The organism is Acetobacterium wieringae (genome assembly GCF_026646375.1).
Taxonomy (GTDB): Bacteria; Bacillota; Clostridia; order Eubacteriales; family Eubacteriaceae; genus Acetobacterium; species Acetobacterium wieringae_A.
Genome location: NZ_JAIPPU010000003.1, coordinates 127,068 through 149,731 on the forward strand (window position 1 = coordinate 127,068; position 22,664 = coordinate 149,731).

The following is a 22,664-nucleotide window of genomic DNA, read 5'->3' on the forward strand; positions in this document are numbered from 1 at the left end:
GAAGACAGCCATCAAAGCAACCATTGTTCGGTCTTTTTCTAAAAAAGTTTAAAATAAACTGGAAAGTTAATCAGGATGATCGCAAACACCACCATAAAAAAGGTTTGGTTGAGTTCGATGGTCATCCCGATGGTGTCGCCAGTCATCCCGCCGATTTTATGCTGGAGATTTTTCATCAGCAATAGCGCTGGCAATAGACAGATCACCGCCGTCAGCAGTCCGGGCAGACCCAGAATCAGGGTGGCATAACCCAGGAGTAACACCAGATAAATAATAAAATGGTGGAGTTGGGTCATTTCCACAAAGCGTTTACCCAAACCACCGCCGCCAGGCGCATAGGTAGAAAAGCAGGTCGACATGATCGCAGCTGTCCGGCCAAACACCGGCATCACCAGCAGGGCACTGCTGTATTCTGGCAGAATCATCGTAAACGCCATCCAATTGGTTAAAATAATCAGAATCAGTCCAATGGCGCCAAAGGCTCCTAAACGACTGTCTTTCATGATTTCCATCATCTTTTCCCGATCCCTGGCCGAGAACAGCGCATCGGTGGTATCTGCAAAGCCATCCAGATGAAGACCGCCGGTGAGCCAGATATAGGTAATCACCATCAGTAGCGCCTGCAGCTGAACAAAGTGGATCAATGAAAACAGCTGGGCCGCTCCATACAGCACCACCCCGATAAAAACCCCCACCAGAGGAATCAGAATCATCGACTCATAAAAATCCTCGGCACTGACATCATTAAGCTTAATCGGGATGCGGGTAAAAAATGATATTGCAATCAGTAGTTTTCTCATGTTGTTCTCCAAATATACTCTTAAAAATTCATGGTTTTTTGTGGTTTTAAAAATAAACACTGAGCTTACGCCAGTTTTGCCCGAAAAAAGAAAAGCATGAATTTGCATTCATACTTTATCCGGCCATGGTTTCTGAATTTTCGTTTTTATAAGACATAGATCATCTTAAACTTCATCCACAAAATCAAAACGATTTTCAATCATTTGTTTCAATTGTTCAATGGCCCGTTTTTCATCATCGCCATTCGCTTCGATTTGTATCTCATCACCTTTTTGAACAGCTAAAATCATCACACCCATAATGCTTTTGGCATTAACCCGGGTCGTTTCTTTTTTGATATAGATTTCGCTTTTAAACTCATTTGCTTTTTGGACAAAAAGAGAGGCTGGTTTTGCATGGAGTCCGGCCTTGTTATTAACGATTACTTTATCAACTATCACAATAATCCACCCCTTTACTATAAAATTCCCCTATGTTAGTATTATAACCTTAGACTGCAATTTTAGCAAGTAAACGACTTTTATTTCTTTTTAACTTGTAAAATCTTTTTTTAAGTTTTATAATGTATCATATGTCAAATGTGATTAACACTTTGCGGAGGTGAAAAAAATGAAAGTTACTAAAGATATGGGTATCCTTGATGCCGTTAACGCATATCCGGATTCTGTCAACGTCTTCCAGGCTTATGGCATGCATTGCTTTGGTTGTATGGCAGCACGTTTTGAAAGCATCGAAGAAGGGGCATTGGCCCACGGCATTGATGTCGATGCCTTGATTAAATCAATTAATGACGCCATTGACGCTGTTGATTTAACAAAATAGTTTAAGGTTGTCGCTAAACTCCCGTACCGACCAATTGTTAATCTGTTGTCCGCTCCGATGCGTAGGGTCTGACCCCTAGGTCACAACATGATGTAACAATTGTCGGTACTGGGTTATCTTTTTTGATAGTCTGAGCAACGCATTTTAATCAATGCGTTGCTTTTTTTATTTTTTTGTCAATACCCCTTGAAATAACCAGGAATAATTGTTACAATAATCAGAATCGAATATTACGATAGAGGTGCGGACTTTAAGATTAACGGCGGTGACCATGGCTAGTGGGATGACGCGTTGTGAAAGGAAAGCTCGCCGAAGGACAATGTTTTGCCAGCATTTTTCCTGGGCTTACTGTTAAGAGCAGTGAGACTGTCATCATTTTTATGATGGAGTGCTATCTAAAACCCAATGAAAGCTTTTTTTGAGTGTTTCTTTGTTTTTTAGCCGGTACCCGTTACCGGCTTTTTTTTAATTTCAAATGGACGATTGCGAAACTGCTATACTGCCGTGAGCTTCGCTGCCGGTTTCCCACAAACACGTGTTACACTGTACGGCGGACAGGCTACCGCCTGTTCGCCTACACGTTACACGCGTGTGTTGTGGAAACCAACATCAAAGCAATGAATGTTCGCTGATGTAAATTTTGCAATTAACTATAATTTCATTTTTTGGAGGACTTATGAAATCTTATAATGTTGCAGTTGTTGGTGCTACCGGGATGGTGGGACAGAAAATGCTTCAGGTATTGGCGGAACTTAAATTCCCGGTCAAAAACCTGTATCCGATGGCGTCCAAACGCTCGGCCGGCAAAGAAATAAGCTTTAATGGAAAAACCTACGTGGTGCAAGAGCTTTGTGACGAAGCCTTTGACCAGGATATTGATATTGCCCTGTTCTCCGCCGGTGGCGACACCAGCGAACGCTTCTCGCCAGTGGCAGCCGCGAAAGGTGTCATTGTCATTGACAACAGCAGCGCTTTCCGGATGGATCCCACCGTGCCCCTGGTGGTTCCGGAAGTCAATCCCGAAGATCTGGACTGGCATAAAAATATCATCGCCAATCCCAACTGCTCTACCATTCAGGCGGTAGTAGCCTTAAAACCGCTCTATGATGCCTTTGGCATCGATCGAATAGTCTATTCCACCTACCAGGCGGTATCTGGCTCCGGCGTCAAGGGCTATGTCGATCTGGAAAACGGCATCAAAGGCGAAGCCAATGCCTTCTACCCCCACCCGATTGCCTATAACGTGCTGCCGCACATCGATTCCTTCCTTGACAATGGCTACACCAAGGAAGAAATGAAGATGATCAACGAAACCCGGAAAATTCTCCACGACGACAGCCTGCGGATTACCGCCACCACCGTCCGGGTGCCGGTTTTCTACAGCCACAGCGAGAGCGTCAATGTTGAGCTCAAAAAACCCTTTGAGCTGGATGGCGTCCGCACGATTTTTAGCAACGCGCCAGGGATTGTACTCCAGGATGACCCGACCAACAACGTCTACCCGCTGGCCCGCACCGCTGAAAATACCGATGAAGTATACGTCGGCCGATTGCGTCGTGATGAGAGTGTTGATAATGGTCTAAACCTCTGGGTTGTCGCCGATAACATCCGCAAAGGCGCCGCCTCCAACGCTGTCCAGATTGCCTTCGAACTGGCTAAACGGGGCTTGATCTAAACTCAAAAATTAAGTGCCGTTGGCTTTGCTACCGCCATGCAGCAAACAGTTTCTACACTGTACGGCGTACAGGCTACCGCCTGTTCGCCTACACGTTACGAAACTATTTCTGAAAACCGGTACCAAAGCAATCAAGGTTATTCTTTTTAAAGAACAATTATCTAGAACACTAACCCAGTACCGACAATTGTTTCATCATGTTGTGACCTAGGGCTCAGACCCTACGCATCAAGGCGGACACGGCGCTAGCCTGTCTGAGTTTTCGCGAAGGCAGTCGCCAATCATAAGCTTGCTTATAGTTGGCGACTGCCCGTGAACCAAAGAGAAAGAATCGTAGCGGATTTCTCGTGGTTGTGGCGAACAACAGATTAACAATTGGTCGGTACGCTATTATACACAAAAACTACAATCAAAGGAGATTGAAATGAGTATTTTTACAGGAAGCTGTGTCGCACTGGTGACCCCGTTTAAAGATGGGAAAGTTGATTTTGAACGCTTTCATAAACTGATTGATTGGCAGATTGAAAACAAAACCGATGCCATTCTGATTGCCGGCACCACCGGTGAAACCTCTACCCTGACCGATGATGAGCATCTCGAACTGCTCCGGGATGCCGGCAAGTACATTAACGGCCGGGTTCCTTTTGTAGCAGGAACCGGCAGTAATGATACCGCCTATTCGATCATGCTGTCCAAAGAAGCCGAAAAGGCTGGCGCTGATGCCTGCCTGATTATTAACCCCTACTACAATAAATCCACCCAGAGGGGGATCATTGCCCATATCACTGCCATTGCCAATGCCATCACGATTCCGGTGATTATTTACAATGTCCCCAGCCGCACCGGCATGAACATCTCGGTGGCTACCATTAAAGAACTGAGCAAGATCCCCAACGTGGCGGCCGTTAAGGAAGCCAGCGGCGATATCAGTCAGGTGACTGAAATTGCCCGGGTCTGTGGCAACGATATTGATATTTACAGCGGCAATGATGACCACGTTTTGCCGATTCTGGCCGTTGGCGGCAAAGGCGTGATTTCGGTCTCTGCCAATATTATTCCTGAAGATATGCACGCGCTGGTCGCCAGCTTTATGGACGGGGATATCGAACGAGCCCGGGAACTGCAGTTTAAAACCAACCTGGTTAATCTGGCGATGTTCTATGAAACCAACCCGATTCCGGTTAAAACCGCCATGGGCCTGATGGGTCTGGATTCCGGAGAAATGCGGCTGCCGCTGATTGAGATGGAAGAAGCCAACAAAGAAAAACTGATTGCCGATTTAAAAACCTACGGCTTGCTATAGGAGGCCGCTATGATCAATATTTTACTCAGCGGCGTCTCCGGTGCCATGGGCAGCACCTTACAACAGATCATTGCCGCCAACCCCGATACTCAGGTAGTGGCCGGATTTGATCAGCAGGCGCTGACCACTCTGCCCTTTCCGGTCTACAATGATCTGACCAAGTGTAGTGAGGCGGTCGATGTAATTATCGATTTTTCTCATTTTGCCGCCTTTCCGTCAATTTTCGGCTTTGCCCGGAGCCGTAAAATCCCTATTGTTATCGCCACCACCGGCCTGTCTGAGGCGGATCTGGCTGCTATCGATGAAGGGGCCAAGGAAATTCCAGTTTTTAAAACCGCCAATCTGTCTTTGGGCATCAACCTGATTGCCAAGATGTTAAACGAAATGGTTGGCAAACTGGAACAGGGCTTTGACATTGAAATTATTGAGAAGCACCACAATAAAAAGCTCGATGCCCCCAGCGGTACTGCCCTGCTTTTAGCCGACGCCATCAACGACGGCCTGGTCACCAAAAAAGACTACACCTACGGCCGCTACGGCCGGGACGCCAAACGCACCGAAAACGAGCTGGGCATCCACGCCATCCGTGGCGGCACCATCCCCGGCGAACACTCGGTAATCTTTGCCGGCAACGACGAAATCATCGAAGTCAACCACATCGCCCTGTCCAAAAAAGTTTTCGCCGAAGGCGCCGTCAAAGCCGCTCAATTCCTGGTTGGCCAGGCCCCCGGCCGCTACGACATGGCCATGGTCGTCAACGACTAGTTGACGACCATGGCCCTCAAGGCGCTTATATTAAGTACTGTTAGCCTAGCTACTGGTTTTCATAAAGCAATTTCTACACTGTACGGCGTACAGGCTATCGCCAGTTCGCCTACACGTTACGAAATTGATTATGAAACCCGTATCCAGGCAATTGAGTCTAGCTGTAAGCGCCGAAAAACAAAGCACGCACCAGTACCGTTAAAAAGAAAACACTGTTTTTAATTCTTACCTTGAATCGTGAAACGTTTTGTATTATACCCAAGTAGTACCGACAATTGTTACATCATGTTGTTCGCATCGGAACGAACAGGTTGATAAACCTGTCCGATTCCGCAGCGAACAACAGATTAATAATTGGTCGGTACGGTATTAAGATGCAACCCCCGATCTTAAGACCTCCGTGTAAGAATTACAGAGAATCGTATCGGTATGGTATTTCACATCGCTCCCCACACCATTAACAGAAAGGATCACATAACAGTCGACTTATCATAACTGCTACTGATTTAGAGGTTCATTACATGAATATTGTTGTGCAGAAATATGGTGGAACCTCGGTAGGTTCCACCGAACGGATTCAAAATGTTGCCATGCGCATCATTGCCAAAAAACAAAGCGGCCATCAGATTGTCGTAGTGGTTTCTGCCATGGGCAAAACCACCGATGAGCTGGTCAAGCTGGCTTATGACATCAACCCCACTCCTCCCAAGCGGGAGATGGATCGGCTTTTATCCACTGGCGAGCAGATTTCCATTTCACTGCTGTCGATGGCGCTACAGGCCATGGGTCACGATGCCATTTCCTTTACCGGCCCCCAGGTCGGCATCCGCACCAGTGGCCGTCATACTAAATCCCGGATTGAAGGGATCGACACCACCAAGATTTTAGAATCATTAAACGACGATAAAATTGTCATTATTGCCGGTTTTCAGGGCGTTAATGAAAATGACGATGTCACCACCCTCGGCCGGGGTGGCTCGGATACCAGTGCCGTGGCGCTGGCCTGTGTGCTTGAGGCCCCCTGCGAAATCTACACCGATGTCGAAGGTATATATGGGGTCGACCCCCGCCTTTATCCCCAAGCCAAGAAGCTCGACACCGTATCGTATGAAGAAATGCTGGAAATGGCCAGTCTCGGCGCCGGAGTTATGCATCCCCGGGCGATTGAGTTGGGCAGCAAGTATGACACCCCCATCTGGGTCGCCTCCAGCGAACTGGAAATACCCGGTACCATCATTACAAAAGGAGAAAACAACATGGAAGGACAATCCATCACCGGCGTGGCCATTGACAATGACGAAATTATGATCACCATCCGTGACGTTCCCTTTGACCGGAACATCACCTCCCAATTTTTTAGTCAATTTGCCACCAAAAGTATTAACATCGATATGATCAGCCAAAGTGCCCCCATCGATGATCTGATCAATATTTCCTTTACCGCCCCGGCTTCCGATCTGGAAGATGCCAAGAAAGTCCTCAACGCTTTTCAGGAAAAACACCCCGGCATCGGTGTGATTATCAACGAGCAGGTTTCCAAGCTGTCGGTGGTCGGCATCGGGATGCGCAGCCAGTCCGGCGTGGCCGCCAAGTTTTTTGCGCTACTCGCCGATAACAACATCCAGATGATGATGATTACGACCTCCGAAATTCGGATCAGTTGCATCATTCCCGAAAAAGATAAGGATCTGGCGGTGACAGCCACAGCCGAAGCCTTCGATTTATAAAATTTATCGGATCTTAAAAAATAAGCCAGCATTTCAGACCCTGAGGTTTGAACTACTGGCTTTTTATTGTTGGGTAACGGTTTATGCTTGTTTGGGATGACGGGGGTTTTTTGAGACGATATCAATAGCCCGAGTTAGCTCGCTGGTCAGATCGGCCTTATGCTGGGTCGTCATTTCATCGATTTTGGAAAACAACAGCCCTTCGTGGGTTACAAAATAAGCGGGTTTTAGCTTGTTCAGGGCAATCGCTTTAATATCTTCAATGCAGAGCTCACAGCGGCAAATATCTGGATACTGTTTGAGCATGTGTGGTAAAAATGAATCAACCGCATCCTCCATGTAATTTTTTAACATCTTTTCCCTCCAAAGTTTGTCGATTTAGTAATTGATTTTATCGATTCAGAAAAACACTTTCCTGACATTAGTATACTATTAAAACAGCGCTATTTCAACCGTTTTCAGTTCACGGTTCGATATTTATTGTAAACATGACTAAAATTTCGTTTACTCGCATCCTGATTGCTTTTCAAGCACCTTGTTTACAAAAACCCCGGCGATGGTCGGGTCAAATTGGGTGCCAGCACCATGAACGATGGCATGGAGTGCCTGACTGGGAGACAATGCCGGACGATAGGGATAGTCGCTGCGCATCGCATCATAGGCTTCAGCAATGGCAATGATCCGGGCGAGCCGGGGAATTTTTTGGCCAATTAGGCCCTTGGGGTAGCCACTGCCATCCCACCATTCGTGATGACTAAGAATCGCCAGGGCGATTTCGGCCATATCGGCGGCAATGTTGGTAATATGATAGCCAATTTCCGGATGCCGTTTGATCGCCAGCCATTCTTCCGGGGCCAAGCTCCCGGTTTTATCAAGCAGTCCCGAGGCCAGGGTGACTTTGCCAATATCATGGAGTTGGGCCGCCCATTTAAGCGCTGCCAGCTCTTTTTTGCTGAGCTGCAAGGCTTCTCCAATTTGCCGAGCATAATCGCTGACGGCGTCGCTATGGCTTTTCTCAGCCCCGCATTTCAAATAGAGCGATGCCATAATCAGGTGGATGGTCGTGTCCCGAACCTGAGGCTTCATCTGCAGTTTGTGCTTGTACATGTAGTTTTCAGCGTTCTTAAATACTGTCAGCACATCTTCCGACAGGTTTTTTTTGGTGTCCCAGCCAAAGGCCATCGAGAGCATCCCCTGATCGACTGGAGCCAGGGCCACGGCCTGGTTCATCCGCTCGACGATTTTCGCGGTGGTTTCCGCATCGGTATTGGGCAACAGCAAAACAAATTCATCTCCTCCCCAGCGAGCCGCCACGTCGTTGGGCCGACAGAATTTCTTAATCATTTTGCCGGCGGCATAGATCACCTCATCTCCGGTCAGGTGGCCAAAAGCATCATTGATCATTTTTAAGCTGTTGATATCACCCATAATAATTGATAGTGGAAAATGACGACGGCCATCGATCCGTTTGAGTTCTTCTTCAAAATAGCGGCGGTTATAAAGTCCGGTCAAGTGATCATGGTAGCTGAGGTACTCAATCCGCTTATTTTGGGCCATCCGCTCTGAAATATCCCGAAAGATCAGAACTACCCCGGTGGTGGCCCCGTCTCCGTCCTTCACTGGGGTAGCACTATTCTCGATATGAAAGCAATGGCCCTGACGGTCAGTGATCGCGGCATGGTGAGATGAGACGATACTGTGATCGGTTTTTAGAACCTCATCTACCGGATTTGAAACCTGATATTCGGGATTTTCATGGGACAGCTTAAAAACCAGCTCGAACCGTTTTCCCCGGGCCTCGTCACTTGCCCAACCAGTCAGTTCTTCAGCCACTCGATTGAGTAGCGTTACCCGCTTCTCCAGATCGACCACGATAATGCCATCACCGACGCTTTTCATTACCCGATCCAGATTTTTGTGACTGCTTTCTAACTGGCTGATCAGAAAATAAATCCCTGATGCGACAAACAACAGGATGCCGGCCCGCAGAATTGGTGCCATCAAAAAAGCCCCCTGACTAAGAAAATCCATTATAATATGGAAGCCCCCCAGAAAAATCGCCACCTGAATGACGTAGCGCTTGTACCAAAGACCGACCAGTACAATCACGACATAAAACAGGTGGGAGTAAACCACATCAATCCCTTTAAAGTAATTAAAATACACTGCCACAAATATTGTTCCCAGAAGACAAAGACCAACAATGGTCATCCGGATTTGCTGATTGGCGGTTATTGACTGCGATCTTTCCATAAATGTAACCTCTTTTCATTTTGGTTTATTTTTAGGGACAGTCACAGCTAGGTGCTTCTGTCGATGCTTTTTTGTTGTTTTGTCCCATATATTTCGCTTTTTTTACTACTTTAACTAAATTTCTTTCTATTTTACCATAATACCCCACCCCTGAACAGACTTTTAATCAACAACCATATCCTTCAGCGCGGGGGCTTTCATTAAGAATCAGAGCGATCCATCTAAAAATAGTCTCACTAACAAATGTTATGGTATAACAACAACATAAAAATTACAAAATCAGCCAATCACCATCATTTTACGAATTTTCATCAAAATATCGCATCGAGGAAGGAATAATTTCCTCATGATTGATCTAAACGACAAACAAGCCCCGCACAGCGCAATCGTTTTTACCTTCGACGCAGCTACAAGCAGCGAGAGTTCTCGCTATTTTACCGGCATTTTTGCGGACTGGAAATTGATTCCATGCCGATTTATGACTTTTCCGAAAACCTCAGCCGCACGGCTGTTCCTTCGGCCTGGGTCGGCAGCGATTTTTCCCGCAGCTTTGCCCCGGCGACGATCACGGTCCGGCTGACTGCCACCGGGATTACTGCCCAAGTATTTTTTTAGCAGTCTTTGCCCACACTTTGTCCAAGTTTAGCAGCCAGGACGAGAGTTTTTTTGTATTTTACCCGGTAACAAGCCGACGGCATCTTGCCTGTATATCTTAAACCGGATCGTCCACCGTTAGCTACTGACCAACGAAATTTATCTGCATAAATCCTTACAGTCTTGAATGAGCTGGATTTCTTTGATACTGAAGAGAATTAAATAAAAAACCGGCTAGCTACCGCTAACCGGTTTTTTCAATAAACGCCGTTTCTGACCACCCGTAAACTGGTCGATCAACGTACAGGCGACCCGCTGAAAAAGCTCTTCTAACGCAGGTTGGAGCCAGGCTGTCTGTTCTGACAATCTGAAGCATATTCCCCGGGCTCAGCTAAATGAGACGCTTGACACTGTGCTCCAACCGCTCCAGCGAAATCGGTTTTTTAATGAAGTCATCATAACCGAGATCACTCAGCAGTTGAGCATTTTCGCCCAGGTTCTTGACACTGATGAGAATAACCTTGACCTGCTTTTCGAGCTCCATCCGGCGGATTTCCTGAAGAACGGCCACGCCATTTAAATCCGGCAGAATAATATCCAATATCAGAAGATGCGGTTTAAACTCTGAAAAAACAGCCAGAGCCTCGGTGCCGGTTGAAACCACCTGGGTCTCCAACCCTAAGCGACTGAGTCGGCTTTTGATCAAGCGGCTGACAGTTGATGAGTCGTCACAAATCAGGATGCGGCTTTTTTCAGTGCCGGTATCCAGAGCATCGTAGATAAAACTGGTACACGCCCGGCCCCGTTCTTTGGCCCGATACAACTGGCGGTCGGCCTCTTCAAGTACCGCTTCCAGGGTTTTATCGCCACCGTTAAACTCGGTAATACCGGCGCTGAAAGTCAAATAAAGCTGATGTTTGCAGTCGGGTGGATTAAAGGCTTTCCGCTGAAATCTCTGGCGGATGCGTTCAACCACCTTAAACGCTTCAACCGCATTTGTTTCCGGTAACAGCAGCAGGAACTCATCGCCGCCAAACCGCGAGATTTGATCAGTTGGCCGGAAACCTTTTTTAAATTCCGACACAAAACTTTTAAGCACCGTATCGCCAAAGAGATGCCCATAGCTGTCATTGATTTCTTTGAAATGGTCAATATCAATAAAAACCACAGAAAAAAACCGTCCGTCCCGCAGATATTTAGCTTTTTCCTGAGCAAACCGCTCTGCAAAAAAACTGCGGGTATAGGCCGATGTCAAGGCATCTTTTAATAAGGCATTTTTATGTTTGTGCTCTTTATTGAGCAATTTTTCGACATTGGCCACAAGCACATCCGCTTCAAAGGGTTTGCGTAAAAAATTATCAATCCCTTCCTTCAGTGCCAACACATGATCTTCGGTATTGGTGGAGGCTGTCAGTACGATTGTTGGCAGGGCAATTTTTTCCTGTTTCAATTGCCGATAAAAATCGATGCCGCTTTTACCTGGCATAACAATATCCAGAATCAGAATATCGGCGTCATGGGCCCGTAGTATCTCCAGCGCCTGATCGGCATCATTAGTAACCAGGACATCATAGCCGCGATTCCGTAAAACGCTTTCGATAATATTAAGAACCACCATGTCATCATCAAACACCAGAACACGTCCCAGGGTGAGACAACTGATCGGATAGTTTTGAGCCGCGAGATTGATCACCTCACGAGTCGCGACACAACAGACTAAATTCTCCGCACCGCTTTCCTGATAAGTTGCCACCGTTAGAAGATTTTCCAGGGACTGGGTAATCTCGCCAAATCCTTTTGCCAATTTAATCAGATAGGTACTGTCATAAGAAAGTTCACGCTCGTTTTGCTTGATGAATTCTTCACTCTTAAGACAGAGATACCCCAACTCACGAAAATCATTTTTAATTGCCAGCGCTTTAACATCCGAGAAAAAGGCTGCCATCATCTGTAGCCTGATGGTGTTTGGTTCAATACTAAACACCACAAAATTTTTTAGTGCTTTTATAAGCAACGCGTCAATTTCTGATAATATGGCCAACTTGCTTTGTTCAACTGTGTCCATTTGATACTCCGTACTCATGATAATTTATATAACCTCAGCATCAGATCAATCCCGTCACAGACCAGTCTGGCCGTAAAGCTGTCGGTTCGCTTTTTTACAACAATGTTGATCCCTTCACCAGCTATCGTAAAAGGAACCGATAAGTAAAACTTGTAATTGCTGGCTTCCAGACGGGCCCGGGCCGATCCGCCCACCATATTGATCAACTCGGTGATCCCGTCATTTAACAATGCATCATCCAGGGCGGCGGTTTCAATGCCGGTCATAAATGAAACCAGCGGGGCGGCGCTGCACTTATTGGTTTCCAGGGTCAACAGTAAGGCGTTATCACCCTGGAGCACCATTGCCCCGATAATTTCGTGAACCGGCACGGTGTCGGATTCGTTTTTCACTACGTTTAAAACAAAGCCACTCATCCGTTCCACGCTTTCTCGTAAAGCAGCAACAAAAACCTGTCCAGGTATTCCCTCATAGGTCGTGTAATCCGGTTTTTTATTCATTAATTGACCTCCCCGCCCAAACTGTCAATGATTTTTTTCATCAGTTCTTCAATCGAAAAGGGCTTGGTGATGTATTGGGACACTCCTGCCCGAACCGCCTCGATAACGCTCTCCGGCATGTTTTCGGTGGTTACCATCACCACCGGAATGTGTTTGAACTGATCATTTTTTTTGATCGTTTTTAAAAACTCCAGACCGTTCATCCCCGGCATGTTCCAATCCAGAAAGATTAGCTCAATGGTTTCCGGCCCATCCAACAGATTGAGTGCATCCTGGGCGGACTCCGCCTCCAGACAGTCATGACCCAGCACTTCCACCGCTGCCCCAATAATTTTACGCACAACGGCCGAATCGTCGATCGTCAACATCTTCATTTGGTTGCCTCCTTCACTGTAAAATAAGTCCCATCACTGGTGAGATTTTTATCAAAATAATCATCCATCGCATAATAGATCTCGGCGGCGCCGATGAGCAGAACACCTTCCGGTTTTAGTATCTTGACCGTTTTTTTTAACACATCACGGCGCAATGCGTCGGTAAAATAAATCAGAACATTGCGGCAGAAAACCAGATCAAAGCTGCCCAACAGCAAAAAGCTGTTTTGCAGGTTGAACGACTCAAAGCGTACCCGCTTCCGGTAGGCCTCATCCAACACCCAGGAGGTACCCTCGCGCTTAAAATAAGCCTCGCGGAGATCCGCTTTTAGGCCACGCATGATGGTTATCGGGTCATAGTGACCGCGTCGGGCAATGGATAAAACACTGCTTGAAATATCCGTCGCGACAAATTCAAAATCATCGAGTGTCACTGTGGTAATCTGGTTGTTTTTTAAGTACTCACATATGTGGATGACAAGTGAATAGATTTCCTGGCCAGTTGATGCCGCAGCACTCCAGACCCGGATTTTTTCACACCTGCCGGCCTGAAACGCCGCAATTTTTTGCGGCAGCCAGACCTTTGTAATCATCTGCCATGCGCCCGGATCGCGAAACCAATAGGTTTCATTGGTGGTAATGGCATCAATCACCCGGGTTTCAATATTGGCATCAGAATGGTTTTGCAGCAGTAAAAACAGTTCAGAAAAACTGTCACACTTTGCATCAATCAAGAGCTTAGCCAACCGTGATTCGACCAGATAGGCCTTGTTCTCATCCAGCGCGATCCCGCATTTTTCGGCGATATAGCGCTGAAACAGATGATATTCCTGATCTGACAAAGCAACCATCTTATTTCTCCTTTCCGGCCAGCACAGATAGCCTTGCGGCGATTTTTGACAGTGGCAGCACTTCATCGGCCAGTTCCGCTTCGACAATGCGTTTTGGCATCCCGTAAACGGTACTGGTTGCTTCATCCTGAACAAGGCAGTAGACCTGCTTTTTTTGGTGCAGGTGCGTTAAGCCAGCCAGGCCATCGGCGCCCATCCCGGTTAAGATGACCACTACGATACGCTCGATAAAGAGATTCTCGGCTATCGACCACAGCAGCACATCGACAGCAGGGCGAACGCCATTAATCTGCGCTTCATCCGAAAGTGCCAGAACCCCTTTGCGCTTCGGGTTTAATTTCAGATGAGATCCGCCCGGAGCAATATAGACGTATCCCGCTTTTAAGCAATCTCCATCCCGGGCTTCTTTGACTTCCAGTTCACTCTTGCGGTTTAAGGCCTTGGCCAGAGCCGCAGTGAAGTGCTTCGGCATGTGCTGAACCACCACAATCGGAATTGTAAAATCTTTTTGCAGTGTCCCAATTATCTGCTCGAGTGCCACCGGGCCTCCGGTGGACGCCGCCAAAATCAGGAGTTCCGGTGAAAAACCGGTTTTGGGTTTATTTCTGTTCATGGGTGCATCACGTTATAATTTAAACTGCGAAACGGATTCGCCCAGTTTCAGTGATAAATCAACTAGACGGCTGGCGGCAATCGAGGTTTTTGATGCCCCCTCGCTGATTTCATCCGAGGCTTTGTTAATCTCCTGGATGCTGTGGGAAATTTCGACTGCGCCCTTGACGGTTTCATCGGTGGCACGGCTTAACTGGGTCATACTGACCGACATCCGTTCGGTGTTCACTGCCGCATCATCAGCGGCACGTGCCAGCTCTGCGGTACTTTTGGCAATCTCGCTCACTGCCTGTCCGGATTCTTCGGCACCACGTTTGACTTCACCGGCTTTCTTATCAATTTCTCTGATTTCAAGAGTAATGGTATCCAGGCGTTGCGAAGCCCGGATCGCCGCTTCGGAAATCCCCTGGGTTGAGGCATTTTGTTCAGTGATTGCCGTGGCAATTAAGGTGGTGATCGTCGTCACTTCATCTACAACTGCATTGATGCGCGCCACGGCCAAAACCGCCTGCTCCATATTTTCCTGCATACCCTCGATCTGGTCAGCGATTTCGTCGGTGGCTTCTGATGTTTGCTTGGCGAGTTCTTTCACCTCATTGGCAACCACGGCAAATCCCTTGCCCGCTTCACCGGCTCCGGCCGCCTCGATGGCTGCATTCAGGGCGAGCATATTAGTCTGGTCGGCGATGTCATCGATGATTTTAACGATTTTATTGATTTTTTTGGACGACAGATTCAGGGTGCGAATGATCTCCTCAGTGTTTTTGGCCTCGTTGTCGGCCACCTGGGTTACTTTAAGTGATTGCTCACAGCTCTTGTTAATTTCATTGACCGACAGATTCACTTCTTTGACAGCATCGACCACCGTATTGACTTCGGCGTTGACATTTTCCGCCGATGTGGACACCTCACGGATGCTTTGAAAAATCTGGCCCATCAGTGAAATAGTCTGATTCACGCTTAACGCTGTTTCTTCCGAGGCCGCCGCCAAATTTCTGGTGGTGCTGCTGACTTCTTCGATGGCTGAAGCAATTTGATTGGTATTGTCTGCCGTTGTCAGAAGGGTAACATTGAATTGTGTCATGCTGGCCGAGATTTCTTCAACTGCTGCACTGACTACATTAATTTTTGCGCTGGTTTCTTCAGAGCCGACGGCAATGCTGCTGGCAACCCGATCCATCGCATCCGCCGAATCGTTTAATACTTCAGTTGCCTGAACGATCTCTTTTAATGAGCCACTAATTTTTTCTACCAGTTGATTAAAATCAAGACAGAGTTTGCCAATTTCATCACTACTCTCAAACTCCCCGCGAACCGCAAGGTTTCCCTGTCCGGCCTCGCCCATCAATGCTGAGACGGTCTTAAGTGGCTTGGTAATGCGTCGCGATAGAACCGATACGATGGCCACACTGGCGACAATGGCAAGGAAAAGCACAATCAGCACCATAATCTGCAGATCTTTAACCGGAGCTAATGCCTCAGCTTCATCGTCTTCGATAATCATACCCAGTTTGGTTGCGCCAATTTCGACGAAGGACGCTGTTCCCAATACTTGTTTGCCGCGATAGTTCTGATAAATCCCGGTGTACCTAAAATCATTGCTGTCACTGTCAAAATGCGAGTTGAGTTGATCCACCGCCGTCGTTGCGATGGTGGTTGTAAAGGCCTTTGCTTCGGTTTCTCCGCCGATACTCGGGTTTGTATTGAGCAAGCCCGTCTTGTCAACCAGATAGATATTACCGGTTGCACCGATATCACTGATCCCTTCATTGAGTATTTCTTCAATGCTGTCCATTAAAATAAGCGAATTGACGGTACCTATAATGCTGCCATTCTGGGAGCTGTAAAAAGGTGCCGACAGGGTCACATAATATTTATTGATGATATCCGAATATTGGATCGGGGTCACACTGCTCTGCCCCTGCATGGCCGCCTTGAAGTAATCCCGGGACGACAGGTTGGTTCCTTCCAGGGTCGCCTTCAGCTGACCCGATGCATAGATGCAGTTACCGGCTGTATCGGTCACATAGATACTTTCGATCTGATTGGCGGTCTGCTGGGCCGGTAGCCCGGCTTCAACCCGGGCATAAGTAGCATCCCATTGTTCCCCTTTGGCGCCGCCTGGTGGCGACTGGGTCAGGAGGTTTTCGACAATTGCCAGATTTGACAAAATATTGCTGGTATAAAAGGCTTTGTCGGAAAATTCCTGGATAAACCGGGTCTGGGTGACTTTGGAATAAAGGGCCATCTCTTCGAGTTTCATCTCGGTCAGACTGTTACGGGCCTGGTTGTAGGAAAGCCCGGCAATAATCGCAATCGGGATCAACCCGGTCAGGATAAAAAAGATGATTAACTTGCTCCGCATTTTTGCATTATCAAAAAATTTAAACATTTGACTCCTCACTCACTTTTATTAATTTCTCTTTATCAACGATAATCAGCAGCTGCTGCGCCAGTTTGGCAATGCATTGAATGGTTTGGCCGTAGTGTTTTTCCAACTCTGGTGTGGGTTTTTCACAGATCATCGTATCAACGTCAATGACATCGGCAGCTTTTTCAACCAGTAAAGCCATGACATCAGGGTTACCCACTTCTTTTTTAAGGACAATCGAGTGTTTTTTCTCCTCCGCTGCCGGAATTCCCATAATTGCCTCAAAATCCAGCAGACTGACGACCTGCCCTCGTAGATTCATCACCCCGGCTACCGTTTTCGGGGCCAGTGGGATCGAGGTAATTTCGGGATTGCGGTTGATTTCTTTAACAAATCGCGTTTCGATACCATAAAGATTATCTCCTGATTTAAAGCTCAGTACTTTTAGCATCTTTTCACCTCTTTAGGCCTTCCTGATGAGTTCGTCGAGGGTTCTAAGCAAACTTTCCCGATCCAGTTTATATTCGTAGCGGTCAAACCCGCTGGCCAGGCCCTTCTCCCGATTCAACGCCCCAGTCAGGGCACTGATGGCCACCACCGGGATGCGATCATAGGCTGGCTGCTGCCTGATTCTTTGAAGCAGCTCGTACCCATTTAACAGCGGCATCGAAATATCGGTCAAGACCACATCGATCGGCTCATGCTTAAGAATCTCGAGGGCCTCCAGACCATTAGCTGCCAACGCTACCTGGTAACCGCCGCTTTCTAAGTAATTCTGCTCAACCTTTTGAAAAAACGGCGAATCTTCAACCAGCAGAATTTTGCACCCGGTTACCTGGGGTGAAGCAATAAAGGTAAAGGCTTCCGGTTCAACCCGTTCCAACAGGGCGTAAATATTAATGATTAGGATCATTTTTTCGCGATAGACCGCCGCCCCAAAGATCCCGTCCATTTTCAGCTGACTGGCATCGATGACCGGCTCAAAGTTGACATTTTCGATGATTTCTTTTGCTAAAATTCCAATCGGCTGGGGCACCAGTTTGGGCGTGATCACATAATAGTCGTCGCAATCACTCGGGTTGCGGTTAAGCGCCAGGTAATCCTCCGGTCGGATGACACGCAGTGGCTGCCCACCCCGGGTGATGTAGGTGCGGTCGCCGATTTTTTCAATATCGGCTTTTTTAATTTTGTCAATGCGTTTGATCAGAGCAATATTGAGCGCCAGCGTTTCATTTCCGGATCCTTTAAACAACACAAAATCCTCGCGGTCATCCCCGGCTACCGCAGTCAAGCCCGGGTAGTCGGGGACGGTTTGAGACTTCATCTCGCTCTCATTTACCAGGGCCGTTTTTCGGGCTATTGCAGCAATGTCAAGAATCGGGGCAACTTTGCCGTCGCCCATGATCGTCAAACCGGAATAAATGCCGCACGCTTTAAGAACCGCCGGCAGCGGCTTAATCAGCGTCTCTTCGATACCTAGCAGCGCCTCAACCAGTAACCCGAATCGCTGCTGCCCAAACTTGAGCACCACAATTTTGGAGTCGAGTAGAATCCGGTTTGCCGGAGGCGGCTGCCATAAGTCACTCAGGTAGACAACTGGCAGTAGCTCACTACGGAGCCGATAGAAATAGTTGCCATTGATCGCTTCGATTTTTTGATCCAGGGATTCTTTGTTGATCTTGATGGTCTCCTGGACATCAGCCTGGGGAATGACCATTTTTATTTTACTGGATGCCACCACCAACGACTGAATAATCGAGACCGTCAGTGGCATCATCAGTTTGATGCGGGTGCCCTGGCCAAGTTGGGTTTTTATTTCAACACTGCCACCCATTTTTTCAAGATTGGTTCGAACCACATCCATGCCGATGCCACGGCCAGATACTTCACTTAAGTGGTCTGATGTTGAAAAACCCGGATCGAAGAGGATGTTTAACACCTCTTTTTCGGACATCTGGTCGAGCTCTGTTTCGGTGTAGAGCTTTTTTTTCCGGGCGGTACGGGCGATTTTGGCCAAATCGATCCCGGCGCCGTCGTCACAAATTAAAATATTCACCACACTGCCTTCATAGCTGGCCGTAAGGCTGATGGTGGCAATTTCACTTTTGCCGTTCTGTTTGCGGATCGCCGCATTTTCGATGCCATGATCCGCAGCATTGCGCAGCAGATGCACCAGCGGATCGCTTAACCCTTCAAGAATCGACTTATCAAGTTCGACATCGCCGCCTTCAATCTGCAGCGACAACTTCTTGTTGAGCTTTTTGGACAGATCTCTTATCAGGCGCGGGTAACGGTTAAACAGGCTTCCGATCGGCTGCATTCGGGTTTGCATGATTTTTTCCTGAATGCTGCTGGTGAGCCGATCAATATTCTGTAGCACCTGAGGGAGCTCTGAAATCCGTTTCTTTTCGGGTTCCAGAAGAGTCAGCAGCCGGTTACGTCCCAATACCAGCTCGCTGGCCAGATTCATCAGATCATCCAACAGCCGGATATTAACCCGAAGGCTCTCTGATATTTCGCTGCTTTCCGGCGGGCACCGGTCGGAACGCTGTGACGCGCCAAGATCGGGCTCGCTACCCAAAAAGCGCAGCGGCTCGACCACCGGCGTGTCGGGATTCTCGGTCAGGACGGTGATACAGCTGGAGGACAGACCCAGCACCTTGAGTAGCAGGCTTTCTTCGAGAATACTTGAAGAAAGAATCCGGACAAGCTGATCATCAGCCGAATCTGCTGCGAGGTCATCCCAGCCAATTGGCTCACCTTCCGGGCTGGTGATCAAAATAACGTTGGCAACCGCCGTGAAATTATCAATAAACGCCGCCAGCCCGCCGCTGTTCTTAAGATACTGCTCGGTCAGGGGCAGATTGATGGCATAAATATAATGGCCGAATTTTCGGTAAGCGGCAATTTTTTCCTGTGTCTGCCAATCAAAATCAAACCAGTCGTCATACTTTGTGTTATCCGGAAACGCCTGTTCTGATACAGCAACCGGCTCAATTGCAGCCTGCTTTGAAATATCCGCCTCGGCGACGGTCAGTTTTTCCAGAAGATCGTCGATGGGATAGGTTTCGCTCTGTTTGACATCATTTACCAGAACCTTTAATCGGTCCTTGGCTTCCAGCAGCAGGTCAATCTCAACGTCGCCAAAAGGAATCTTTTTTCGATTAACGAAATCCAGAATGGTTTCCATCGAATGGGCGATGGCGACAATCCGGGTTAAACCAAAAAAGCCAGCGGTGCCTTTGATGCTATGTACCGCCCGAAATGCATCGTTGATCTGGTCGGCACAGAGTTCGGCCGGATCCGTCAGCAATGCCTGTTCAAAATTCTCGAGATGATCCCGGGCTTCGTCAACAAATTCCTGAATAAAATCTTCGTTTTTAAGCAACGCTATCCCTCCTTTTCGCTCGTATTCGCCTGTTCGTGTTTCTTAAGGCCTGCGGTTATCTGACGTCGGTTATACATCGTGGTTTTTTTATACCACTCATTTTATCGCGCACGGAAAAACCCCAGGGAACCTGCTTCCAAAGATCAGCGTTCCGTGGGGTCAACCACTTTGATCATTATAACAAACTATCCGGCGTACGACAACGCACAACTCAATTTTTTACACCTTTTCGCCAAAAACAATCAGAAGGCCACTCCAAAGATCGCTCCGGAAACAAAGGGGATCAACCAGATCACACATCATCATCCTGATATTCTAAAGAAACCTTTATTATTGAGCTGATGTTTTTTCGCCAATCACCCTATTGACAAAAACAGCGACGATTTCCGGGTCAAAATGGGTGCCGGCACATTGTTTAAGCTCGACGATCGCTTCTTTTTTTCGTAAGGGATCGTGATAGGTCCGTTTTTCAGTCATCGCATCATAGGCATCGCAGATCGCAATAATCCGAGCCATCAAGGGGATTTCTGGGCCAGTCAAGCCGTTCGGGTAACCGCTGCCATCATAACGTTCGTGATGGGAACTGACAATCTCGGCGATATCGCGATATTCCCGGGTTGTTGCCAGTATTTCTGCACTTTTAGATGGATGATGTTTCATTATTTCCCACTCCTGGGCATTGAGCTTACCGGGTTTATTGAGGATGGCTTCATCGACACCTATCTTTCCGATATCATGCAGGTATCCAGCGACGCGAACCTTATCAATCTGAGACTTATTCAATCCGAGTTTTTCAGCAGTTTTTTCACACAGCTTTCCAACCCGCTCGGAATGTTTTTTCTCCCGTTCACTCTTAATAAACAGCGTCTGCATAATGACATTAATTGTTTTACTGCGGATGCTTTTCTGATTGTAGAACTTACGGTTATTCATAAAGGTTTCGGCTTCATCAAAAATCTTATCTAACGGGTCCTGCGGTTTTTTTTGGATGCTATACCCCCAGGAAATATCAACCATTTGATACTTTTCGTGGTTGATAAAATCAGCGACCACATGATGATTGAGCGTCTCCAGATATTGTCTGATATCAGCTTCATCCCGGCCGGAGACGAGAATGGCAAAATCATCGCCGCACATCCGGGCGAGAATATCGCTGTCGCTGAGGCAGGCCGTAATTCGTTCGGTGATCGTAACTAAGAGCTGATCACCGGCCAGATGCCCATAGGTGCTGTTGAATTCATTAAAACCATCGATGTTTCCCCTCAGAATTGCGACCGGAAAATCGCCACGGAGGACTCTGCGGTTAAATTCCTTTTCAAAAAAACGGCGGTTATAGCTGCCAGTCAGATAATCGTGGTAGGCCAAAAAAGCATTTTCTCTGGCGATTTCTTCTTTTTCCAGCAAATCGGCTTTGCTTTTTGTGATGTCATCGATCAAGCAGAGATGCATCGTGTGTTGATAGGGTAGCCCCAGCAGCGGAGCCACCTTCATATTGGTCCAGACACTTGTTCCGTCCGGCCGGATGAACCGTTTTTCCATGGAATATCCGGGAATGACGCGCTTCGTGAACAAATCAAATTTTTCCAGATCTTCCTTAAGATCCTCCGGATGGGTAATTTCGATCCATGTCAGTTGCTCGAGATCCTGGCTGCTTCGGGCCAGAATTGTTTCAAACATTGGATTAATATTTACGCGCCCCAGTTCCGATTGTGATGAAAAGCTTTTATCGCTCATGATTGCAATACCAACCGGGGTCTGATCAAAGACACTCCGGTAGAGGGCTTCATCCAATGCGATTTTAGTGACCAGTTTTTTGATGCTGCGATTCTGAAACGAAATATACAGAATCGCTGACAATAGTATGATCATAAATAAAACAATAATCAGATCGGGGATCATTTTTTTTAAGAGGGCGGTATTCCACTCCTCGGCCGAATAATCAAGCCCGAAAACGGCTATGGTTTCGCCGGTGACAGGATCTTTTACCGGCACCAGGGCACTGATCCAGTTGCCCCATCGATCACCGGTCGGCTCGGTAAGAACGGTTTTACCGCCAGTAAAGACCTCCCACAAAACCGCATCCGCTTCATCATAGACCTGCCCTGGAGGCGAGTAATCTGGCGAGTCGGGTTCTTCCGAATCGAGAAGAAAGATAATCTGGCCATCCTTTTCCTGCATCAGGTAGGCAAAATGAAACGGATTGGTGGCTGCCACCAAACGGACAAAGCTGGCCTTGGTCATGATGTATTCGGGAAGCGAAAGATCAGTGGTCGCTCCAGTCAGTTTGGCAATATGTTCGGTGTGCAACAAAGCTTCCACCGATTCGGCGAGTTGGATGGCTTCATTTTTCGCCATTTCCTGGTAGCGGTGCCATTGAAACCACAAAAACAAACCACTCAGACCGATCACACAGAGCGTGAGCAGTGCGACTCCCCAAATTTTTTGTTTTTGGTTTATGTTAACGGTAAACTGCTGATTATCGTTACCCAGTTCTCTCTGATTTTTAGTTTTCACGATGATTCCGTTCCCTTCTGATGTTTAGCCAATCGCCAAATCGTCGGTA

Annotated in this window: 20 protein-coding genes and 1 riboswitch; of the genes, 6 read left to right on the forward strand and 14 right to left on the reverse strand. The window is 47.4% G+C overall.

What is annotated here, in order from left to right; translation table 11 throughout:
• Positions 1-38: 38 nt before the first annotated feature.
• Together cobS and Q7P33_RS04060 are read right to left on the reverse strand one after the other, a co-directional pair.
• Positions 39-800, reverse strand: coding sequence for an adenosylcobinamide-GDP ribazoletransferase (gene cobS / locus Q7P33_RS04055; protein ID WP_303867563.1), 762 nt, complete (start codon positions 798-800; stop codon positions 39-41).
• A 165-nt stretch (positions 801-965) separates the two neighbouring features.
• On the reverse strand, positions 966-1,241 hold the full coding sequence (locus Q7P33_RS04060; protein WP_070372285.1) for an HPr family phosphocarrier protein: 276 nt from the start codon (positions 1,239-1,241) through the stop codon (positions 966-968).
• A gap of 169 nt (positions 1,242-1,410) precedes the next feature.
• Here Q7P33_RS04060 and Q7P33_RS04065 point away from each other — a divergent pair, with 169 nt between their 5' ends.
• From Q7P33_RS04065 to Q7P33_RS04085, 5 genes are all read left to right on the forward strand, one after another.
• A complete protein-coding gene (locus Q7P33_RS04065; RefSeq protein ID WP_070372286.1) occupies positions 1,411-1,623 on the forward strand; it encodes a DUF1858 domain-containing protein in 213 nt (70 codons plus the stop codon).
• A gap of 228 nt (positions 1,624-1,851) precedes the next feature.
• Positions 1,852-2,025, forward strand: a riboswitch (Lysine riboswitch).
• 274 nt (positions 2,026-2,299) lie between these two features.
• Complete coding sequence (locus Q7P33_RS04070) at positions 2,300-3,298, forward strand: aspartate-semialdehyde dehydrogenase (protein WP_303867565.1); 999 nt, start codon at positions 2,300-2,302, stop codon at positions 3,296-3,298.
• A gap of 424 nt (positions 3,299-3,722) precedes the next feature.
• A complete protein-coding gene (gene dapA / locus Q7P33_RS04075; RefSeq protein WP_303867567.1) occupies positions 3,723-4,601 on the forward strand; it encodes a 4-hydroxy-tetrahydrodipicolinate synthase in 879 nt (292 codons plus the stop codon).
• 9 nt (positions 4,602-4,610) lie between these two features.
• Entirely contained in the window at positions 4,611-5,366 is a 756-nt protein-coding gene (gene dapB / locus Q7P33_RS04080; RefSeq protein WP_303867568.1) for a 4-hydroxy-tetrahydrodipicolinate reductase, read from the forward strand.
• A gap of 521 nt (positions 5,367-5,887) precedes the next feature.
• Positions 5,888-7,093, forward strand: coding sequence for an aspartate kinase (locus Q7P33_RS04085; RefSeq protein WP_303867569.1), 1,206 nt, complete (start codon positions 5,888-5,890; stop codon positions 7,091-7,093).
• 81 nt (positions 7,094-7,174) lie between these two features.
• Here the strand turns inward: Q7P33_RS04085 and Q7P33_RS04090 are convergent, their stop codons facing one another.
• Together Q7P33_RS04090 and Q7P33_RS04095 are read right to left on the reverse strand one after the other, a co-directional pair.
• Positions 7,175-7,447 carry a late competence development ComFB family protein gene (locus Q7P33_RS04090; protein WP_303867570.1) on the reverse strand — a complete coding sequence of 91 codons (273 nt, stop codon included), beginning with the start codon at positions 7,445-7,447 and terminating at the stop codon, positions 7,175-7,177.
• 150 nt (positions 7,448-7,597) lie between these two features.
• Positions 7,598-9,346, reverse strand: coding sequence for an HD domain-containing phosphohydrolase (locus tag Q7P33_RS04095; RefSeq protein ID WP_303867571.1), 1,749 nt, complete (start codon positions 9,344-9,346; stop codon positions 7,598-7,600).
• A gap of 468 nt (positions 9,347-9,814) precedes the next feature.
• On the opposite strand from Q7P33_RS04095, the gene Q7P33_RS04100 reads away from it, so the two are divergent.
• The gene (locus Q7P33_RS04100) at positions 9,815-9,961 is read left to right on the forward strand and encodes a hypothetical protein (RefSeq protein ID WP_303867572.1); all 147 of its coding nucleotides are present in this window, start codon (positions 9,815-9,817) and stop codon (positions 9,959-9,961) included.
• Between the two features lie 213 nt (positions 9,962-10,174).
• Here Q7P33_RS04100 and Q7P33_RS04105 read toward each other — a convergent pair whose 3' ends face one another.
• The 10 genes from Q7P33_RS04105 to Q7P33_RS04150 form a co-directional block, all read right to left on the reverse strand.
• A complete protein-coding gene (locus Q7P33_RS04105) occupies positions 10,175-10,306 on the reverse strand; it encodes a hypothetical protein (RefSeq protein ID WP_303867573.1) in 132 nt (43 codons plus the stop codon).
• Between the two features lie 25 nt (positions 10,307-10,331).
• The gene (locus tag Q7P33_RS04110) at positions 10,332-12,005 is read right to left on the reverse strand and encodes a response regulator (protein ID WP_303867574.1); all 1,674 of its coding nucleotides are present in this window, start codon (positions 12,003-12,005) and stop codon (positions 10,332-10,334) included.
• Positions 12,006-12,019: 14 nt separating this feature from the next.
• Positions 12,020-12,505 (reverse strand): chemotaxis protein CheX, encoded by a 486-nt coding sequence (locus tag Q7P33_RS04115; protein ID WP_303867575.1) that lies wholly within the window; start codon positions 12,503-12,505, stop codon positions 12,020-12,022.
• Positions 12,505-12,879, reverse strand: coding sequence for a response regulator (locus Q7P33_RS04120; protein ID WP_303867576.1), 375 nt, complete (start codon positions 12,877-12,879; stop codon positions 12,505-12,507). Before Q7P33_RS04120 ends, Q7P33_RS04115 begins: the two co-directional genes overlap by 1 nt.
• A complete protein-coding gene (locus tag Q7P33_RS04125; protein ID WP_303867577.1) occupies positions 12,876-13,730 on the reverse strand; it encodes a protein-glutamate O-methyltransferase CheR in 855 nt (284 codons plus the stop codon). The genes Q7P33_RS04120 and Q7P33_RS04125 overlap by 4 nt, the downstream gene beginning before the upstream one ends.
• 1 nt (position 13,731) lies before the next feature.
• The gene (locus tag Q7P33_RS04130) at positions 13,732-14,343 is read right to left on the reverse strand and encodes a CheB methylesterase domain-containing protein (protein WP_303867579.1); all 612 of its coding nucleotides are present in this window, start codon (positions 14,341-14,343) and stop codon (positions 13,732-13,734) included.
• Positions 14,344-14,355: 12 nt separating this feature from the next.
• Positions 14,356-16,734 carry a methyl-accepting chemotaxis protein gene (locus Q7P33_RS04135; protein WP_303867580.1) on the reverse strand — a complete coding sequence of 793 codons (2,379 nt, stop codon included), beginning with the start codon at positions 16,732-16,734 and terminating at the stop codon, positions 14,356-14,358.
• Positions 16,727-17,164, reverse strand: a complete 438-nt coding sequence (locus tag Q7P33_RS04140) for a chemotaxis protein CheW (protein ID WP_303867581.1) — start codon at positions 17,162-17,164, stop codon at positions 16,727-16,729. The genes Q7P33_RS04135 and Q7P33_RS04140 overlap by 8 nt, the downstream gene beginning before the upstream one ends.
• 12 nt (positions 17,165-17,176) lie before the next feature.
• Positions 17,177-20,101, reverse strand: a complete 2,925-nt coding sequence (locus Q7P33_RS04145) for a chemotaxis protein CheW (RefSeq protein ID WP_303867583.1) — start codon at positions 20,099-20,101, stop codon at positions 17,177-17,179.
• Between the two features lie 330 nt (positions 20,102-20,431).
• The gene (locus tag Q7P33_RS04150) at positions 20,432-22,615 is read right to left on the reverse strand and encodes an HD domain-containing phosphohydrolase (RefSeq protein ID WP_303867585.1); all 2,184 of its coding nucleotides are present in this window, start codon (positions 22,613-22,615) and stop codon (positions 20,432-20,434) included.
• Positions 22,616-22,664 lie beyond the last annotated feature (49 nt).

Excerpts from the sequence above, each read along its gene's own strand:
- Q7P33_RS04140 (WP_303867581.1), bottom strand. The coding sequence starts at position 17,164 with ATGCTAAAAGTACTGAGCTTTAAATCAGGAGATAATCTTTATGGTATC.
- Q7P33_RS04130 (WP_303867579.1), bottom strand. The coding sequence starts at position 14,343 with ATGAACAGAAATAAACCCAAAACCGGTTTTTCACCGGAACTCCTGATT.
- dapB (WP_303867568.1), top strand. The coding sequence starts at position 4,611 with ATGATCAATATTTTACTCAGCGGCGTCTCCGGTGCCATGGGCAGCACC.
- Q7P33_RS04120 (WP_303867576.1), bottom strand. The coding sequence starts at position 12,879 with ATGAAGATGTTGACGATCGACGATTCGGCCGTTGTGCGTAAAATTATT.
- Q7P33_RS04090 (WP_303867570.1), bottom strand. The coding sequence starts at position 7,447 with ATGTTAAAAAATTACATGGAGGATGCGGTTGATTCATTTTTACCACAC.
- Q7P33_RS04100 (WP_303867572.1), top strand. The coding sequence starts at position 9,815 with ATGCCGATTTATGACTTTTCCGAAAACCTCAGCCGCACGGCTGTTCCT.
- Q7P33_RS04125 (WP_303867577.1), bottom strand. The coding sequence starts at position 13,730 with ATGGTTGCTTTGTCAGATCAGGAATATCATCTGTTTCAGCGCTATATC.
- Q7P33_RS04110 (WP_303867574.1), bottom strand. The coding sequence starts at position 12,005 with ATGGACACAGTTGAACAAAGCAAGTTGGCCATATTATCAGAAATTGAC.
- Q7P33_RS04115 (WP_303867575.1), bottom strand. The coding sequence starts at position 12,505 with ATGAATAAAAAACCGGATTACACGACCTATGAGGGAATACCTGGACAG.
- Q7P33_RS04135 (WP_303867580.1), bottom strand. The coding sequence starts at position 16,734 with ATGTTTAAATTTTTTGATAATGCAAAAATGCGGAGCAAGTTAATCATC.
- dapA (WP_303867567.1), top strand. The coding sequence starts at position 3,723 with ATGAGTATTTTTACAGGAAGCTGTGTCGCACTGGTGACCCCGTTTAAA.
- Q7P33_RS04070 (WP_303867565.1), top strand. The coding sequence starts at position 2,300 with ATGAAATCTTATAATGTTGCAGTTGTTGGTGCTACCGGGATGGTGGGA.
- cobS (WP_303867563.1), bottom strand. The coding sequence starts at position 800 with ATGAGAAAACTACTGATTGCAATATCATTTTTTACCCGCATCCCGATT.
- Q7P33_RS04085 (WP_303867569.1), top strand. The coding sequence starts at position 5,888 with ATGAATATTGTTGTGCAGAAATATGGTGGAACCTCGGTAGGTTCCACC.
- Q7P33_RS04095 (WP_303867571.1), bottom strand. The coding sequence starts at position 9,346 with ATGGAAAGATCGCAGTCAATAACCGCCAATCAGCAAATCCGGATGACC.
- Q7P33_RS04065 (WP_070372286.1), top strand. The coding sequence starts at position 1,411 with ATGAAAGTTACTAAAGATATGGGTATCCTTGATGCCGTTAACGCATAT.